The sequence below is a fragment of the Kocuria sp. SL71 genome (assembly GCF_026672465.1).
Lineage (GTDB): Bacteria > Actinomycetota > Actinomycetes > Actinomycetales > Micrococcaceae > Kocuria > Kocuria palustris.
Window position 1 is genome coordinate 2117900 of the sequence record NZ_JAPPRE010000001.1, and the last position, 16478, is coordinate 2134377.

At 72.1% G+C, this 16478-nt stretch carries 15 protein-coding genes and 3 tRNA genes; 2 read left to right on the forward strand and 16 right to left on the reverse strand.

Features of this window, described 5'->3' with window-relative positions; all coding sequences use genetic code 11:
* Positions 1-179: 179 nt before the first annotated feature.
* From OVA15_RS09545 to OVA15_RS09565, 5 genes are all read right to left on the reverse strand, one after another.
* A complete protein-coding gene (locus OVA15_RS09545; RefSeq protein ID WP_268144578.1) occupies positions 180-644 on the reverse strand; it encodes a hypothetical protein in 465 nt (154 codons plus the stop codon).
* Between the two features lie 28 nt (positions 645-672).
* On the reverse strand, positions 673-1044 hold the full coding sequence (locus tag OVA15_RS09550; RefSeq protein WP_268144579.1) for an ASCH domain-containing protein: 372 nt from the start codon (positions 1042-1044) through the stop codon (positions 673-675).
* 230 nt (positions 1045-1274) lie between these two features.
* A tRNA-Phe gene (locus tag OVA15_RS09555) sits at positions 1275-1347 on the reverse strand.
* Positions 1348-1403: 56 nt separating this feature from the next.
* Positions 1404-1477: transfer RNA gene (locus OVA15_RS09560), tRNA-Asp, on the reverse strand.
* Between the two features lie 192 nt (positions 1478-1669).
* Positions 1670-1745 (reverse strand) — tRNA-Glu (locus OVA15_RS09565).
* A 142-nt stretch (positions 1746-1887) separates the two neighbouring features.
* Between OVA15_RS09565 and OVA15_RS09570 the strand changes: the two genes are divergently transcribed.
* Together OVA15_RS09570 and OVA15_RS09575 are read left to right on the forward strand one after the other, a co-directional pair.
* Complete coding sequence (locus OVA15_RS09570; RefSeq protein WP_006214124.1) at positions 1888-2235, forward strand: metallopeptidase family protein; 348 nt, start codon at positions 1888-1890, stop codon at positions 2233-2235.
* Between the two features lie 85 nt (positions 2236-2320).
* The gene (locus tag OVA15_RS09575; protein ID WP_204782347.1) at positions 2321-3673 is read left to right on the forward strand and encodes a D-arabinono-1,4-lactone oxidase; all 1353 of its coding nucleotides are present in this window, start codon (positions 2321-2323) and stop codon (positions 3671-3673) included.
* A 51-nt stretch (positions 3674-3724) separates the two neighbouring features.
* Here OVA15_RS09575 and OVA15_RS09580 read toward each other — a convergent pair whose 3' ends face one another.
* From OVA15_RS09580 to OVA15_RS09630, 11 genes are all read right to left on the reverse strand, one after another.
* Entirely contained in the window at positions 3725-5137 is a 1413-nt protein-coding gene (locus OVA15_RS09580) for an FAD-dependent oxidoreductase (RefSeq protein ID WP_268144584.1), read from the reverse strand.
* Between the two features lie 90 nt (positions 5138-5227).
* The gene (locus OVA15_RS09585; RefSeq protein ID WP_259870122.1) at positions 5228-6184 is read right to left on the reverse strand and encodes an ABC transporter permease; all 957 of its coding nucleotides are present in this window, start codon (positions 6182-6184) and stop codon (positions 5228-5230) included.
* Complete coding sequence (locus tag OVA15_RS09590; RefSeq protein ID WP_029643547.1) at positions 6174-6941, reverse strand: ABC transporter ATP-binding protein; 768 nt, start codon at positions 6939-6941, stop codon at positions 6174-6176. Before OVA15_RS09590 ends, OVA15_RS09585 begins: the two co-directional genes overlap by 11 nt.
* Positions 6938-7990: an ABC transporter substrate-binding protein gene (locus OVA15_RS09595; RefSeq protein WP_268145694.1), complete on the reverse strand. Its 1053-nt coding sequence runs from the start codon at positions 7988-7990 to the stop codon at positions 6938-6940. The genes OVA15_RS09590 and OVA15_RS09595 overlap by 4 nt, the downstream gene beginning before the upstream one ends.
* 119 nt (positions 7991-8109) lie before the next feature.
* Positions 8110-9537, reverse strand: a complete 1428-nt coding sequence (locus OVA15_RS09600; RefSeq protein WP_081609460.1) for a sulfate adenylyltransferase subunit 1 — start codon at positions 9535-9537, stop codon at positions 8110-8112.
* A 52-nt stretch (positions 9538-9589) separates the two neighbouring features.
* Positions 9590-10522 carry a sulfate adenylyltransferase subunit CysD gene (cysD, locus tag OVA15_RS09605; RefSeq protein ID WP_053448013.1) on the reverse strand — a complete coding sequence of 311 codons (933 nt, stop codon included), beginning with the start codon at positions 10520-10522 and terminating at the stop codon, positions 9590-9592.
* Between the two features lie 59 nt (positions 10523-10581).
* Positions 10582-11343: a phosphoadenylyl-sulfate reductase gene (locus OVA15_RS09610; protein WP_006214116.1), complete on the reverse strand. Its 762-nt coding sequence runs from the start codon at positions 11341-11343 to the stop codon at positions 10582-10584.
* Positions 11340-13046 carry a nitrite/sulfite reductase gene (locus OVA15_RS09615; RefSeq protein ID WP_423125645.1) on the reverse strand — a complete coding sequence of 569 codons (1707 nt, stop codon included), beginning with the start codon at positions 13044-13046 and terminating at the stop codon, positions 11340-11342. The genes OVA15_RS09610 and OVA15_RS09615 overlap by 4 nt, the downstream gene beginning before the upstream one ends.
* A gap of 88 nt (positions 13047-13134) precedes the next feature.
* Positions 13135-14445, reverse strand: a complete 1311-nt coding sequence (locus OVA15_RS09620; RefSeq protein WP_058871980.1) for a glycosyltransferase family 2 protein — start codon at positions 14443-14445, stop codon at positions 13135-13137.
* A complete protein-coding gene (locus OVA15_RS09625) occupies positions 14442-15467 on the reverse strand; it encodes a hypothetical protein (protein ID WP_268144597.1) in 1026 nt (341 codons plus the stop codon). Before OVA15_RS09625 ends, OVA15_RS09620 begins: the two co-directional genes overlap by 4 nt.
* A complete protein-coding gene (locus tag OVA15_RS09630; protein WP_268144599.1) occupies positions 15464-16462 on the reverse strand; it encodes a WcbI family polysaccharide biosynthesis putative acetyltransferase in 999 nt (332 codons plus the stop codon). The genes OVA15_RS09625 and OVA15_RS09630 overlap by 4 nt, the downstream gene beginning before the upstream one ends.
* Positions 16463-16478 lie beyond the last annotated feature (16 nt).

A 16478-nucleotide genomic window follows, 5' to 3' on the forward strand; every position in this document is an offset into this window, starting at 1 on the left:
GTTGTCCGTCCCGGAGACGCCGTCGCGGCTGCGGCAGGGCGCGAAACGGCCCCCAGCCTCTTGTCGTCCTGGGGGCCGCGGATCTTCCGGATGGGCGCTCATGCGCCGACGTTCCACTGTAGGGGAGCCCGCTGATGATCCCCAGCGCGGGGTCACAGACCGGTCACGACGTCCGCCGCTCAGCTCGAGCAGTGCCGCCTGATCCAGAGATCGACGGGGTCCAGGTCCGTTCGCAGCTCGTCGAGCTCCTGCGGCTCCAGGCCCATGCCGTAGTCCTCGAGCAGTCCGGCGGCCTCGTCGAAGTCGTCGCGCACGGCGGCCGGTGCGTCATCTGCGGCCTCGCGCACGTCGGCGGCTGTGGCCGCGGGATCCAGCGACGGGGCGCCGTCCTCCTCGGCCAGCGGCAGCAGGGTGAGGGAGAGGTACAGCTCGGAGACGACGGCACACTGCTCGGGTGCGGCCGGATGCGGCTCAGCCTGCTCGCGCGATACGGTGCCGGCTTCCGCGCTGGCCTGGGGCCCCGGCACGGCTTCCGGGCTCTCCAGGGGCGCTTCGCCGCCGGCGGCGCAGCCCGGCAGCACCGCGACGGCCGCCAGCAGGGCGGACGCGGCCATCAGACGACGCGGGGCGGGTGCTCGGCTCACGCCCACACAGTAGCGGCCGCGCGAGCCGTCACGGGCGGGCGAGCTCGAAAGCCACGATGTCAACGGCGCTGCCACCGGGCATGTCCGGGTAGTGCCGGTCGAGAGCGGCCTGCAGCTGGGCGAGGGACTCGAAGCCGTCGCGCACGGCGTCCTGCTCGCTGAGCTCGTCGCGGCGCACGGTGCGCACGCCAGTCACCTCCGCGCCGATCACGACGTCCTCGCCGGAATCCTTCTCGAACACGATCTCGGCCGGACCCGGGACGAAGGGGTCCTGGTACCGCACGGTCTGGCGCTTGCTGCCATCCCGGATCAGGGTCTCGTAGCCCTCCCACATGAGGATGCGCTGCAGCGGCTGTCCGCCGGCGTCGGGGCTCTGGTGCTGGTTCGGCTCTGCGGCCATGGCGCCCACGGTAGCCGCCGCTCCGTCGCCCTCGACCGGCCGATTGCGGGCTGTCCAGCCGTCGACTGGCCGATCCGGCACCGCTGCGAAGCCCGCAGCGGTGCCGGATCGGCCACTGGACGCTGGTGGGGTGGGGAATCGGCCCCTCGGACAGCGGAGGGGCTGACGCTCGACAAGCGGGTGGGCATGCAGAAGGCCCCCGCGCTGGTGTGCGGGGGCCTTCTGGGCTGTGGCTCCGACCGGCGTCGATCCGGTGACCTTACGATTTTCAGTCGTACGCTCTACCAACTGAGCTACAGAGCCAGGCATCCGGTGTCTCAGATGCCAAGACGGCCTCAGCTGAGCTGACGCCGTCCGTGCGACCCTGACGGGACTTGAACCCGCGACCTCCGCCGTGACAGGGCGGCGCGCTAACCAACTGCGCTACAGGGCCTTGTGGAGTGCTTACAGGCGGTCCCGCGGGACCTCCCTGCCGTTTTCCAACGAGGCAAGATATTAGCACCATGACAGCCCCTGCGCGCAAATCGGGATCCGCAGCCCCCGGAGCTCATCCGTCGGGCGCTGAATGCCCCCGGAGACGACGAAGCGCCCGGCCGGCTGATGCCGACCGGGCGCTCGCCTGCGCTGGTACCCCCAACGGGATTCGAACCCGTGTCGCCGCCGTGAAAGGGCGGTGTCCTAGGCCTCTAGACGATGAGGGCGCACCGCGCGCAAGGCGCGCGGATGGAACCGGAGCCTATCAGGTCCGCCCCCTCCCCCGAGGGCCCCGACGATGCCTCGACGGCGCCCCGACGACGGCGATCAACAGCCGTTGTCAGGCCCTTGCGCGAGAATGCAGCGGTGATGGACGTCAGCGAGGCCGAGTTCGAATCCCTGGTCGATGATGCCCTCGACGGCATCCCCGAGGACATCTTCGCGATGCTCGACAACGTCGTCGTGCTGATCGAAGCACGGCCTCCGGAGGGGATGCCGGAGCTGCTGGGGCTCTACGAGGGCGTGCCGCTCACCGAGAGGGACTCGTCGTGGATGGGCTCGCTGCCCGATCACATCCGCATCTTCCGCGAACCGCTGCTGCGCATGTGCCGCGATCGGGATGAGCTGGTCCACGAGATCACCGTGACCGTCGTGCACGAGATCGCCCACCACTTCGGGATCGAGGAGCAGCGGCTGCACCGACTCGGCTGGGGATGAGGCAGCCGTACCGCGTGCTTGCAGGAGCGCGGGGCAGAATGTCCGCAGGAGACCACCGCACACCACTCGTCAGCAGGAGACAGCGATGACCGCAGAGGATGGACTGCCCTCGGAGACGGGGCCCGCGACCTGGAGCACCTGGGACCGCTCCGGGACGGCGGAGGGCGTCCGCACGCTGCGCCCCCAGACCGTCGAGCAGCTCTCCGAGGCCATGGCGGCGGCCGCGGCGGCGGGGCTGAGCACCCGGGTCACGGGCGCGGGCCACAGCTTCAACCTGCTGGCTCAGCCGCAGGAGCTGCGCCTGGACACCTCCGAGCTTGTGGGGCTGCAGGAGGTCGACCGGCAGGGGCGTCGAGCCACGCTGCTGGGCGGCACCCCGCTGATCCAGGCCGCGCGGGAGCTCGATGCCTGCGGACTGGCCTTCTCCAACCTGCCCGACACCCTGCACCAGTCCATTGCCGGGGCGATCTCCACCGCCACGCACGGCACCGGCGCCGGCTTCCAGTCGCTGTCGGGGCAGGTCGTGGCGCTGACCCTGGTGCTGGCCTCCGGCGAGATCGTCGAGTGCTCCCTCACCCAGCGCCCGGAGCTCTTCCAGGCGACCCGGGCCGGGCTGGGCGTCGTCGGTGTGATCGCCGCCGTCACGGTGCAGTGCGAGGACTCCTTCCGCCTGCACTCCGCCGAGTTCAACGAGTCGCTCGAGCCGCTGATCGCGGGCCTGGGCGAACGCATGGCCTCGGCCGATCACTTCGAGCTGTACTGGAACCCGGGCAGCGACTCCGCCCACACCCACATCATGAGCCGCCTGCACCGGCTGCCCTCCGAATGGTCCGCCCCCGGCTCCCGGATGGCCCAGGGCGTGCGCCGCAGCGACGACGCCGTCCTGCGCCGCGCCCTGCCGGCGGCCCTGAACCGCCTGGCCGGGGCCGCCCCGCGAGCGATCCCCGGGCTGCGCCGGCTGGACTCGCTGTCGCTGAGCTCGCGGCGCTACACGGATCTGTCCTACAAGGTCTTCGCCTCCTCGAGGCCCGTGAAGTTCCTGCAGACCGAGTGGGCCGTGCCCCTCGAGCATCTCCCGGAGACCTTCCGCGAGGTGCAGAAGGTGCTCGAGCGCGAGCAGGCCGATCTGGGCCTCCCGCTGAGCGTGCGATGCTCGGCGCCGGAGGAGACCTGGCTGTCTCCGGCGCACGCGCGCTACACCGGGTGGATCACGGTGCGGCAGTTCTGGCGGCGCTGGCGCCCGGAGACCTTCGAGGCCCTCGAGGAGGTCTTCCTGGCCCACGACGGACGCCCCCACTGGGGCGGTCGGCATGGACTGCAGGCCGAGCAGCTGCGTCCCATGTACGCGCACTGGGACGACTTCCTGGCCGTGCGCGAGCAGGCGGACCCCCGGGGCCTCCTGCTCAACGACACCGCCCGCGGCCTGCTGGGCCTCTGAGAGCAGCTGCCGGCCCCGCCCCGCGAGCGGGGCAGGACCGGCAGACGGGGCTCAGCCCTGTCGGGAGACCCGGACCATCTCCTCGCGGTCCACGACCTTCACGCGCTCGCGGGGGTTGCCCTCGGCGTCGTGGGAGGAGGCGCCGAGCGCCTGCTCGTGCTCGTCGAGCTGCAGCCAGCCGTCCCAGGTGGTGTACTCGACGCCCTTGGACTCGAGGGTCTCCACGACCGCCTCGGGCTCGGGGCGCACGGCCGAGAGCTGGCCGCGGTCCTCGAGCAGGTGCGTGATGGTCTCGAGGGCATCCGACTTGGTGGCGCCGATCAGACCCACGGGTCCGCGCTTGATCCAGCCGGAGGCGTAGACGCCGTTGAGCACCGAGCCCTCGGGATCGACCACGCGCCCCTCCTGGTTCAGGATCACGCCGCGGTGGAGGTCGAACGGGATCTCCGGCAGCGGCGAGCCCAGGTAGCCGATCGCGTAGTAGACGGCGCCCATGGGGTGGTCGACGTACTCGCCGATCGGGGACACGGAGCCGTCCTCGTTGAGGCGGGTGCGCTCGGTGCGCAGCGCCACGACCTTGCCGTCCTCGCCCAGGATCTGCTCCGGGCGCTGGAAGAAGTGCAGGTGCAGACGGCGCGAGGCCGTCTTGGGGGTCTCGTCCTCGACCCACTTGCGCAGGGTCTTGAGCATGACCTTGGCCTGGTTGGAGTCACCGGCTGCCTCGTCGGCCACATCCTCCGGGGAGTAGTCCTCGTCGTGGACGATGACGTCGACGTCCGGGACCTTGCCGAGCTCGCGCAGCTCGAGCGGGGTGAACTTCATCTGGGCCGGGCCGCGGCGGCCGAAGACGTGGACGTCCGTGACCGGGCTGGCCTTCAGCCCCTGGTACACGTTGCCCGGGATCTCGGTGGTGAGCATGTCATCCGCGTGCTTGGCCAGCACGCGGGCCACGTCCAGGGCCACGTTGCCGTTGCCGATGACCGCGACCTGCTCCGCCTCCAGGGGCCACTCGCGCGGGTAGTCGGGGTGGCCGTCGTACCAGGCGACGAAGTCCGCCGCTCCGTGCACGCCGTCGAGCTCGACGCCCTCGACCTCGAGCGGGGCGTCCTTGACGGCGCCGGTGGAGAACACGACGGCGTCGTAGAGGTCCTGCAGGTCACCCAGGGTGAGGTCCCGGCCGTACTCGACGTTGCCGAAGAAGCGCACCGCGCCGCTGCCCAGGATCTGGCGCAGGGCCGTGATGATGCCCTTGATGCGGGGGTGATCGGGGGCCACGCCGTAGCGGATCAGGCCGAAGGGGGTGGGGTAGCGGTCGAAGAGGTCGATCGAGACCTCCACCTCGCCGGACTTCACGGCCTCCGACTTGGCCAGCATGTCCGCGGTGTAGATGCCCGCGGGGCCGGCGCCGATGATCGCCACGCGCAGCGGCCGTCCGGCGCCCTGCGTCTGCGTCTGCTCCGTCATGTATCTCTCCTCCTCGGCCCCAGCCGGGGGCCGTGCGTACGTTTCTGCGGCTGATCCACTGAGGCCAGCCTAAGCAATGAGTTGGTCCGCTCAGGACCGCAGCAGGCCGCGACCTCGCAGCAGCCGCTTCTCGAGCGGGTTGAACAGCAGCAGCTCGATCACGATGCCGACCGCCAGGATGGTCAGCACGGCGGTCAGCACGACCGCCATGTCCGAGACGGTGCGGCCCTGCGCCAGCAGGGAGCCCAGCCCGAAGCCGATCGAGCCGCCGATCGCGATGAGCTCGGCACCCATCAGGGAGCGCCACGAGAACGCCCAGCCCTGCTTGAGCCCAGCCACATAGCCCGGCATCGCCGCGGGCAGCACGACCTTCAGCGCCAGCGTGGAGCCCGTGGCCCCCATGATCCGCCCGGCCTTGAGCAGCTGCGGCGGGATCTGGTCCACGCCGGCCAGCATGCCGTTGACGATCGACGGGATCGCGCCCATCAGCACCACGAAGTAGACCGTGGCATCCGACAGCCCGAACCACACGATCGCCGCCGGCACCCAGGCCACCGAGGGCAGCACCTGCATGCCGGAGATCAGCGGGCCCACCGCGTTGCGCAGCCCCTGCCACGAGGCGATCAGCAGGGCGAGAGGCGTGGCCACCAGAACCGCGATCAGGAAGCCGCTGATGCCTCGCCACAGCGACGTGCCCAGCGCCCCGGGAAGCGTGCCGTCGGCGGTGGCCGCCCCGACCTGCCGGGCGACGTCGATCGGTCCCGGCATGATGTCCGGGCGCGGATCGATCAGGGCCACGAGCAGCTGCCAGATCAGCACGGCGGCCACGAGCGCGGCCAGCGTGGGGGCGGCGCGCTGCCGGAAGACCTCCCCCGGGGAGCGTCGACGGCGGCCGTCGGACTGCAGCGCGTCCAGCCCCGCCAGGGCGCTGTCCGGGGAGTCGGGGCTGGACGCTGACGTTTCCGAGGACGACGGGCCCGACGACGGCGTGCCGCGACCCTGCGCCCAGGGCGTCTGGGCGTCGGCGGTGGTGCGATCAGCGGGCATGGCGGCCGATCTCCTCCCTGAGGCGGCGGGTGATGGTGCGGGTCAGCTCCGCCAGCGTCTCCTCGGAGGTCTGGCCGCTGGCCTCGAAGCCGTAGGAGTCCGGATCCTTCCAGGGCCCCGTGTCCCACTGCTCAACGATCCGCCCGGGCCGCGACGACAGCAGCAGCACGCGCTGGCCCAGGTGGACGGCCTCGGAGACGTTGTGGGTGATGAACACGATGGTGCGCCCGGTGACCTCCCAGATCCGCAGCAGCTCCTCCTGGAGCAGGTCCCGGGTGATGGCGTCCAGCGCCGAGAAGGGCTCGTCCATCAGCAGGACCTCGCGCTCCTGGGCGAGGCCGCGGGCCAGGCCAACGCGCTGGCGCATGCCTCCGGAGAGCTCGTGCGGGCGCTTGTCCGCGACCTGCGGCAGGCGCACGAGCTCGAGCAGCTCCTCGGCCCGCTCGCGGCGCTGAGCACGGGGCACGCCTGCCAGCTCGAGGGCCAGCTCCACGTTCTGCCCGGCGGTGAGCCACGGGAACAGGGAGGCATCCTGGAACATGAACGCGCAGCCCTCGGCAGGGGCCGTGACGCTGCCCGCGGTGGGCTCCTCGAGTCCGGCGATGATGTTCAGCAGCGTCGTCTTGCCGGAGCCCGAGGCCCCGAGCAGGGTCACGAACTCGCCGCGGCGCACCTCCAGGTCCAGGTCCGCGAGCACGGGAGGCCCTCCGAAGGACTTGGCCAGCCCGTCCAGGCGGATCACGGACTGCCCGCTCACTGCTGGGCCTCCACGGGCTCCAGGCCTCGCTGCTCGCGCACGCGGTTCAGCGGCTCCACGTCGACCATGCCGTCCAGTGAGGCATCCTGCGTGACCCCGGCGGAGACGCCGTTGTCGAGCAGGGTCGAATACGTCGAGGCCATGGGATCGGCGGTCCACTGCATCTGCTCCAGGGCGCTGATCAGCGTCTGCTCGGGCAGCGCCTGGCCCTGGGCGTCGACCATCGCCTCGTTGAGCATGACGGCCTCGTCCTCCTGCGGCATCTGCTCGAGGTGCTCGACCGAGTCCTCGAGGCCGTCGAGCAGCTTCTCCACGGTCTGCGGGTGCTCCTTGAGGTAGTCGGTGCGCACGGCCAGCACCGTCGTGGGGTACTCGCCGTCGGGCCACAGATCGCCCTCGTCCACGAGCACGCGACCACCCTCCTCGGTCATGAGGGTGACCCACGGCTGGGGGCCCCAGAAGCCGTCGATCTGGCCCTGCCGGAAGGTCTGCAGCGCCTGACCGGAGGGCATGGGCGTGATCGAGACGGAGTCCGGGGAGCCGGTGTCCACCTCGTAGCCGCGCTCCTCGAGCCACACGCGCAGCGCCACGTCCTGCGTGCCACCCAGCGCCGGGGTCGCGAACGTGCGCCCGGCCAGGTCGTCCTCGCCGGCGACGTCGTCGGAGACGATGAACTGCGCGCCGCCGGAGGTCGCCCCGCCGATGATCGTGATCGACTCGCCGCCGGACTGCACGTACGAGTTGATCGCGGGGTTCGGGCCCATGAACGCGGCATCGACCTCGCCGGAGTTCATGGCCTCGATGGTCGTGGGGCCGGTCGAGAAGACCTGGGTGCTCAGCTCGGTGCTGCCCAGCGCCTCGTCGAAGATCCCGTCGTGGACACCGGCCAGCGCCGGGCCGTGCGTCAGGTTGGCGAAGTAGCCCAGCGTGAGCTCGTCGGCATCCGAGGTCTGGATCCGCTGGTCCTCGAGCGCGTCCAGCGTCCCGTTGGCGCGCAGCGCCGTGGCCGTCACGGACAGCACGAGCAGCACGGCCAGGCCTGTGAGCACCAAGGGCCAGCCGGTGAAGCGGCGCTTGGGCCGCTGCCGCCCCTCGGACCCGCCGGGGTGCGCGTGACGGTCTCCAGCGGTTCTGGGGCGCCGTCGCGGCCGCGGCTGCGTTCGGCCACTTAGCCCTCCCCGACCAGGCCGGCGGCCAGGGTGTTCCCGGACTGCTCGTCGATCAGCAGGAAGGCACCGGTGCGGCGCAGCTGGGCGTAGTCGTCCAGCGGCAGCGCCGACGGGGTGCGCAGCACGACCGAGCCGATGTCGTTGAGCTCGAGGGACTGCGCCTGGCCCAGCTGCATGGTCTCCAGGTCCAGGGCGCCGACGATCTCGCCCACCATGGCCTTGACCGTGGCGGTGCCGTGCTTGAGCAGCACGCGGGAGCGCGGGCGCAGAGGGGTCTCGCCGAGCCAGGCCAGGCGGGCCGCGATCTCCTTGACCGGCTCCGGCGGGGTCGGATCGGCTGCGGCGATGAGCTCGCCGCGGGCCACGTCGAGGTCATCGGCCAGGCGAAGCGTCACCGAGCGCGGGGCGGCGGCCTCCGTGAGCTGCTCGCCCGGGAAGGGACCGGCCTGCTCGGAGGCCGTGCCGGCCACGTCGATGCCCACGACCGTGCTCCGGCGCCCCGACGGCTGCACGACGACCTCATCGCCCACGGAGACGGTCCCGGAAGCGATCTGCCCGGCGTAGCCGCGGTAGTCGCGGGTGGCCTCGGGATCCACGCCCTGGGCCACGCCTCCCTGCGGGCGGATGACGTACTGCACGGGGAAGCGGAAGGGTCGGGCCTCGCCGCGGCCGGACTCGTCGACCGTGGGCAGCTCCTCGAGGATCCGCAGCAGCGGGCGGCCGTCGTAGCCGCCCCGGGAGTACCAGGACAGCCGCTCGGAGGGCTCCACGACGTTGTCTCCCTCCAGTGCGGAGACCGGCACGACCTTCAGACCCTGGAGGAGCTCCTCGGAGCCGATGCTGCGAGCGACCTCGGTGATCTCGTCGCGGATCTCGTCGAAGCGGGCCTGCGACCAGTCCACCAGGTCGATCTTGTTGACGGCCACGATCACGTGCGGGACGCGCAGCAGCGCCGTCACGGCCAGGTGGCGGCGGGTCTGCTCGAGCACGCCGTGGCGGGCGTCGACCAGCAGGACGACGGCGTCGGCGGTCGAGGCGCCGGTGACCGTGTTCTTCGTGTACTGCACGTGCCCGGGGCAGTCGGCCAGCACGAACGAGCGGCGGTCGGTAGCGAAGTAGCGGTAGGCCACATCGATCGTGATGCCCTGCTCGCGCTCGGCGCGCAGCCCGTCGGTCAGCAGGGCGAGATCCAGCTTGCCCTCGCCGCCGCCGAAGCCGCGCTCGGCGGAGGTGCGGGCCACGGCCTCGAGCTGATCGGCCAGGATCGCCTTGGCGTCGTGCAGCAGCCGGCCCACCAGGGTGGACTTGCCGTCGTCGACGGAGCCGGCGGTCGCGAAGCGGAACAGCGAGCCGGGATCGATCGTGGAGGTCACGGCGGGAGCGGAGGTCTCGGTCACGGGCACCTTCTGTGGTTCTTCGGCGCGCATCGGCGCTGGGGCGTGGACGGGGCGGAGGCAGCGGGGCTCACGGCCCGGAGGATCAGAAGTAGCCGTCCTTCTTGCGATCCTCCATGGCGGCCTCGGAGATGCGGTCATCGGCGCGGGTGGCGCCTCGCTCGGTCAGCGTGGAGACGCCCACCTCCGCGACGACGTCGGCCACGGTGGCGGCCTGGGAGACCACCGCTCCGGTGCAGGACATGTCGCCCACCGTCCGGTAGCGGACCTGCTTCGCCTCGATCTGCTCGCCCTTGCGCGGCTGGGACACGGGGGTCACCGACATCCACATGCCGTCGCGCTGGAAGACCTCGCGCTCGTGGGCGAAGTAGATCGGGGGCAGGTCGATGTGCTCGCGCTCGATGTAGCGCCAGATGTCCAGCTCGGTCCAGTTGGAGATCGGGAAGGCGCGCACGTGCTGGCCCGCCGTGTGGCGCCCGTTGTACAGGTTCCACAGCTCGGGGCGCTGGTTGCGCGGATCCCACTGCCCGAACTCGTCGCGCAGGGACAGGATGCGCTCCTTGGCCCGGGCCTTGTCCTCGTCGCGGCGCCCGCCGCCGAACACGGCGTCGAAGCGGTTGTCGGCGATCGCGTCCAGCAGCGGGGTGGTCTGCAGCGGGTTGCGGGTGCCGTCGGCGCGCTCGGTGAGGCGGCCGTCGTCGATGTAGTCCTGGACGGAGGCCACGACCAGGCGAAGCCCCAGCCGCTCGACCGTGCGGTCGCGGAAGGAGAGGACCTCCGGGAAGTTGTGCCCGGTGTCCACGTGCAGCACCGGGAACGGTATCGCCGCCGGCCAGAACGCCTTGGCCGCCAGGTGGAGCATGACCACGGAGTCCTTGCCGCCGGAGAACAGCATGGCGGGGCGGTCGAACTCGGCGACGACCTCGCGGATGATGTGGATGGCCTCGGACTCGAGGGCGTCCAGGGCGGACTGCTCGCCCGTGGCGGACACGGCGGCAGACGCGGCGGTCTCTGTCATGGGGTCTCGCTCTCCTGAAGGTGCGGTGGTCTCGTGGTGCGGGCGGACCCGCGCGGGCATCAGAGGTGGATGCCGCACTCGATCTTGTCGCTGCCGGACCAGCGCCCGGCGCGGGGGTCCTCGCCCGGGGCGACCTTGCGGGTGCAGGGCGCGCAGCCGATCGAGAGGTAGCCCTCGGACAGCAGCGGGTTCACGGGCAGCCCCTCGCTGTTCGAGTGCTCCACCAGGTCGTCCAGCGACCAGCGGACCATGGGGTTGACCTTGACCAGCTTGTGGGTCTCGTCGAAGGACACGAGCGGGGCGTCGGTGCGCGTGGGCGACTCGTCGCGGCGCACGCCGGTGAACCAGACCTCGTAGTCCTGCAGGGACTCGGCCAGCGGCTCCACCTTGCGCATGGCGCAGCAGGCCGTGGGGTTCGTGCGGAACAGGTCCTTGCCGTGCTGCTCGTCCTGCTGGGCGACCGTCAGCTTGGGCATCACGTCGATCACGTTGATGTCCAGCATGGCCTTGGCGGCCTCCTTGGTGCCCTCGGTCTCCGGGAAGTGGTAGCCGGTCTCCAGGAAGAGCACGTCCACGTTCGGGATCTGCTCGGCCACCAGCGCCGGCAGGACCAGGTCCGCCATCGAGCAGGCCACGGCCACCCGTGCGTTCGGGAAGTTCTCGGCGACCCAGCGGATCGCGGCCGTGTGGTCGGCCTCGCCCTGGGCCGGGACGTGGCCGTCGGCGTCGAGCTCGGCGCCCAGCTCGCGAGCGCCCGCGGCGGCGAGCTCGCGCAGCTCGTCCTCGCTGCGCAGCGTCTTCTCAGCGGTTCCAGCGGTCATTGCAGATCTTCCTCCTCGGCGCGGGTGCTCCACGCGGCGAAACCCTCTCCGGGCTCGCGTTGTTCCGCGAAGCGGCGGGTCAGGCGCTCCACGTACTCGGGCAGCTCGTCCTGGAACACCTTGAGCCCGCGCACGGTGCGGCCCAGGTTGGCGTCGCCGCCGTGCTCCGAGCTGGTCAGCCCGCCGCCCAGGTGCACCTGGTAGCCGGGCTTGGAGCCGCCGTCCTCGGTCGGCAGCAGCTGGCCCTTGAGCCCGATGTCGGCGACCTGGATGCGCGCGCACGAGTTGGGGCAGCCGTTGATGTGCAGGGAGATCGGCACGTCCAGCTCGAGGTCCTCGAGACGGCGCTCGAGCTCGTCGATGGTGTCCGAGGCGACCTGCTTGGTCTCCACGATCGCCAGCTTGCAGAACTCGATGCCCGTGCAGGCCATGGTCGAGCGGCGGAACGGCGACGGCTTGACCTTGAGGTCGATCTCGTCGAGGGCCTCGATCGCGGCGTCGACGTCGTCATCGGCGATGTCCAGCAGGACGATCTTCTGCTGCGGGGTCAGGCGCACCCGGTCCGAGCCGAAGCGCTCCATGATCTCGGCCAGCGCGGCGAGCTTCTCCCCCGGCATGCGGCCCACGCGCGGGGCCGCGCCCAGGTAGTTCCGGCCGTCCTTCTGCCGGTGCACGCCGATGTGGTCCGAGGGGCCGGTGGGCGCGGCCGGGGCGGGGCCGTCGGCCAGGGCATAGCCCAGGTACTCGGTCTCGAGCACCTCGCGCATCCTCTGCGGCCCCCAGTCCTTCATGAGGAACTTCATGCGGGCCCGGTTGCGCAGGCGGCGGTAGCCGTAGTCGCGGAAGATCGAGGTGATCCCGCGCCAGACGTCGCGAACCTGGTCCTCCTGCACGAACACGCCCAGGCGCTGGCCGAGGTACGGCTGCACCGACAGCGCGCCGGCGACCCACAGGTCGTAGCCGGGGCCGAGCTCGGGGTGCACGACGCCCACGAACGAGCAGTCGTTGATCTCGTGGGCCACGTCCAGCGACGGGTGCCCGGTGACCGCGGTCTTGTACTTGCGCGGCAGATTGGAGAACTCGAGGGTGCGCACCTCGGCCTTCAGCGTCTCGATCGCGGGCGTGGGGTCCAGGATCTCGTCGGCGGCCGCACCGGCCACCGGGGAGCCCAGGATCACGCGGGGGACGTCGCCGCAGGCCGAGACGGTGTCCAGACCGACCTCGTCCAGGCGCCGCCAGATCTCCGGGACGTCCTCCACGCGGATCCAGTGGTACTGGATGTTCTGCCGGTCCGTGATGTCCGAGGTGCCGCGGGCGAACTCCTGCGAGATCCCGGCCAGGCAGCGCAGCTGGGCGCGGGACATGGCGCCGCCGTCCAGGCGCACGCGCATCATGAAGTACTCGTCCTCGATCTCCGCGTCCGACAGCGCGCCGGTGCGGCCGCCGTCGATCCCGGGGCGGCGCTGGGTGTACAGCCCCCACCAGCGGAAGCGCCCGTGCAGATCATCGGGATCGATCGAGGCGAAGCCCTCCTTCGAGTACTTCTGCTCGATCCGGGCGCGCACGGCGAAGCCGTCGTCGGCGGCCTTGAACTCCTCGTTGTGGTTCAGGGGCTCGCGGCCGTCGACCGCCCACTGCCCCTCGGGCTTGGGCTTGCGTGCGCGTGCAGGGCGCGAAGTGGTCTCGCTCGTCATGCCGACCATGGAACGACGACGGGGGCCGCCACGTCACATGGGAGGTCACCCGGCGTCATCATTGACTTCTCAGGCTTGACTAAGTTAACGGCCCGGCTCATGCGTCATCCCGGAAGACGTCCTCGAGCCGCGTGCCCGCCTGGAGCAGCGGCCAGCAGCGGATCAGGCGCAGCATCTGCTCCTCCGCGCCGACGGCCTCCCCGGGATCCCGGCCGCGCAGCCCGAGGGCGGTGCGAGCCGCGACCCGGACGGGGTGGATACGCGCGAGCACCTGGCCGCCGCCCGTGACCACCAGCGCGGGCGCATCGTGGGCCGCCGCCTGCTCGCAGGCCTCCTGCAGACCGCCCGGCGGGATGCGGCAGGCGCGCACCAGCTCGACCTCGAAGCGCGGACGGACACGGGCGGCGCCCCCCGGCCCGCCGACGGAGGGAGCGGGTCTCCCCAGCTGCACCCGCGGATCGGCCGCCAGCATCTCCTCCAGCTCCTCTGCCATGTCCCCGGACCCGCCCGGGAGCCGCACGTGGACATCGCCGGATCCCAGCAGATCCCGCACCGCGAGTGCGGCCGTGCCCGTGCGCAGGTGCTCCTCCCTCTGCGCGGCATCGCCCCAGGTGACCACGATGTCCGCCACGGCATGCACCATCCCCGAGGGCCGGGCGATCGGGTGGGTGATCCGCGAGGCCAGGCGCAGGCTCTCGCGGTTCTTCTGCAGCACGGCCGCCGACGGATCGGCTTCCGAGCGCCCGCCCCAGTCGGCCCCGCGGTGCACCGCGCGCGCCGCCGGAGCATGCAGCAGCTCGCAGCCGCCCAGCACGGCCTGCCAGCCCAGCTCCCAGTCCTCCCCGCCGTAGCCGACCATCGCGGCGTCGAACCCGCCGAGGCGCTCGAAGGTCGAGCGGCGGCAGGAGAGCACCGCGGAGATCACGTACCGGAAGTGGGAGTCGTCGTGGCGGCGCAGATGATCGGTCTGCGCCCACGCCCGGGCCAGCCACTGCGGCTCGCCCAGATCACGCGGCGGCTGCGCGGTGTCGTCCACATGGACCCTGGTCCCCACGACGAGGGCGTGGGGATGCTCGCGCAGGGCCTCCTCGACGGCGGCGAGGTAGCCCGGCTCGGGCACGGTGTCGCCATCGAGGAAGACCAGGATCCCGCCGCGGCAGTGCCCGGCCCCCAGGTTCCGCGCCGCCGCCGCTCGAAACCCGCGGTCATCCTGGCGCACCACGCGCACCCCGGCGGGGACCCGGGGCGGGCGCGCGGAACCGTCATCGGCCACGACGATCTCCAGCGCCTGCACCGGCTCCTGCGCGCGCAGCCCCGCGAGCACAGCGTCCAGGCCCTCCTGGTCCTCGAAGTACGGGATCACCACGGAGATCCCGCCGCTGTCGGCCCCAGCGGACGCGAGCGTCATCGCAGCAGCTCCTTCCACGCATCCGCATAGGCCTCGGCGACCTGCGCCCAGCCCCACCGCGGCAGCGGGCGATCGGCCCGGGTCCGCCGCGGCTCGGCCAGCAGCTCGCCCACCGCCGTCCCCAGCTCCTCGCGACGACGACGCAGCACGGCGCCGGGCCAGCGCTCGTCGATCTCGCGCATGTACGGGCCGTCCACTACGAGCGGCCGGCGCCCGTGGGCGATCCACGTGTTGAGCGAGCCCGAGGCGGAGACGTGCAGGTGCGGGCACACGGGGACGTCGACCGCCTCCAGCTGCCCCGCCAGCTCGGGCTCGGGGACGTAGCCCGTGAGCTCGAAGCGCACCCCGCGCGCCGCGGCGCGCTCCCGCAGCACCTGGACGTCGGCGTCGTGGCCCGCCGCACTCGCCCCGATCGCGCGCACCAGGGTCCCCCGCGGCACGGAGTCGATCACATCCTCGATGCCCTTGCCGGGATGCACGAAGCCCAGAACCCCCACGACCGCGCCATCGCCGGCGGCCGCGGGGCGCCCGACGGGCAGAGCCTCCTCGAGGGGCAGCGGCACTGCGCGCACGACGGTGCTCGCCCCGCCGTCGGGCCCCTCGCCGGCCAGCGCGCGCAGGGCCGCAGCCTCGTGCTCGGAGTGGGCGATCTCCAGATCGGCGCCGCGCACCAGGCGGGCGAAGGCCTTGCGGCGGCGAGCGAACCTCTGCGCCCCCTCCTCCGGCTGCGGCACGTCGTGGGGACCCACGCTCAGCAGGCCGCGGCCGCGCAGCCGCAGCACGGCCTCGACCGCGCCGTCCGCATCGGCGCCGAACAGGGCGTCGGTGAAGCTGACGTGCAGCAGCGCCTGAGCGGACGGCTCCGCGACGGGCAGCTCGACGGTCCGTCGCACGAGACGGTGGTCGAACCCGCCGACCCCGGCCTCCCGCGCGGCGTGGAACAGGCCCAGCCCGTGCCGGACCACCCCGTGGCTCTCGGGGCCCACGACCAGATGGCTGATCACCGATGCCCGGCGGCTCACGGCAGCAGCCCCAGCATGGTCATGCGCTGCCCGTGTCGGGCCAGGGCGCGCTCGATCAGCCGCGGCCTGGCCCGGCAGAAGGCGAGCTGCTCCCGGGCGATCCCGGCCTCATCGAGCTCCCGGGCGTCCCGGCTTGTGCCCAGCCGCCATCCGCTCGTGCGCGCGTCGGGCCGCAGGGCAGCCCCGAGCGCCCTCGCGTGCGTCGGATCCACGGGGGCCTCCACCGAGCGCAGCAGCTCGCGCCCGGGATCGGCGACGCCATCCGGGTCCGGGGCGAAGCCCAGCCCCCGGCCCAGCTCCTCCAGCACCCGCTGGGCCAGGATGCGCAGCGTCGCGTTGTCGGGGTGGTTGATGGTGTGCCAGTGCGGACGGGCCTCGAGCGCATCCGACATGACGACCGTGCCATGGGCCTGCTCGCGTGCTCGCAGCTGCCCCACGGATTCGGCATGCAGGGCCTCCAGCGCCTCGGCCTCCAGCTGCGGGGCGTTCGGCGGCAGGGCGTCGGGCCTGAGGCCCGCGCCCGCCCGCGAGGCTTGCGCGAGCGTGCGCAGATCCGAGTACGGCACCCCGGGCGGATCCAGCGAGCTGTCCTCCGGGTCCCGGACGATGACCTGGAACGGGTGGAGCCCGGCATAGCGCAGCACCGGGATGCGCAGCCGGAGGGACGACGACGGCAGCAGCGCCTCGAGCTGGCGCGTGCCGGAGGGCAGGCCGCGGTAGTCGTCGCGCACCGGCTGCATCACGAGCGCGTCGGTCCGGGCCAGGAGCCGGGCGGCCGCCTCGGCATCGCGGGTGCCCCACTCGAAGACCGGCGGGACGCGCACGGAGCGCAGGCCGGGATCGGCATCCAGCAGCACGCGCAGAGACTCCGCCTGGCAGTTGCCGATCACGACCACGAGGGGCAGATCACCCGGGGCGGCGTCGTCCTGTCCGGCGCGCTCCGAGGCCTGTCCGTAGAAGTCCGCATAGTGCTTCGCGCGCCCGGGGTTGCTCACCGTATGATGATAACGA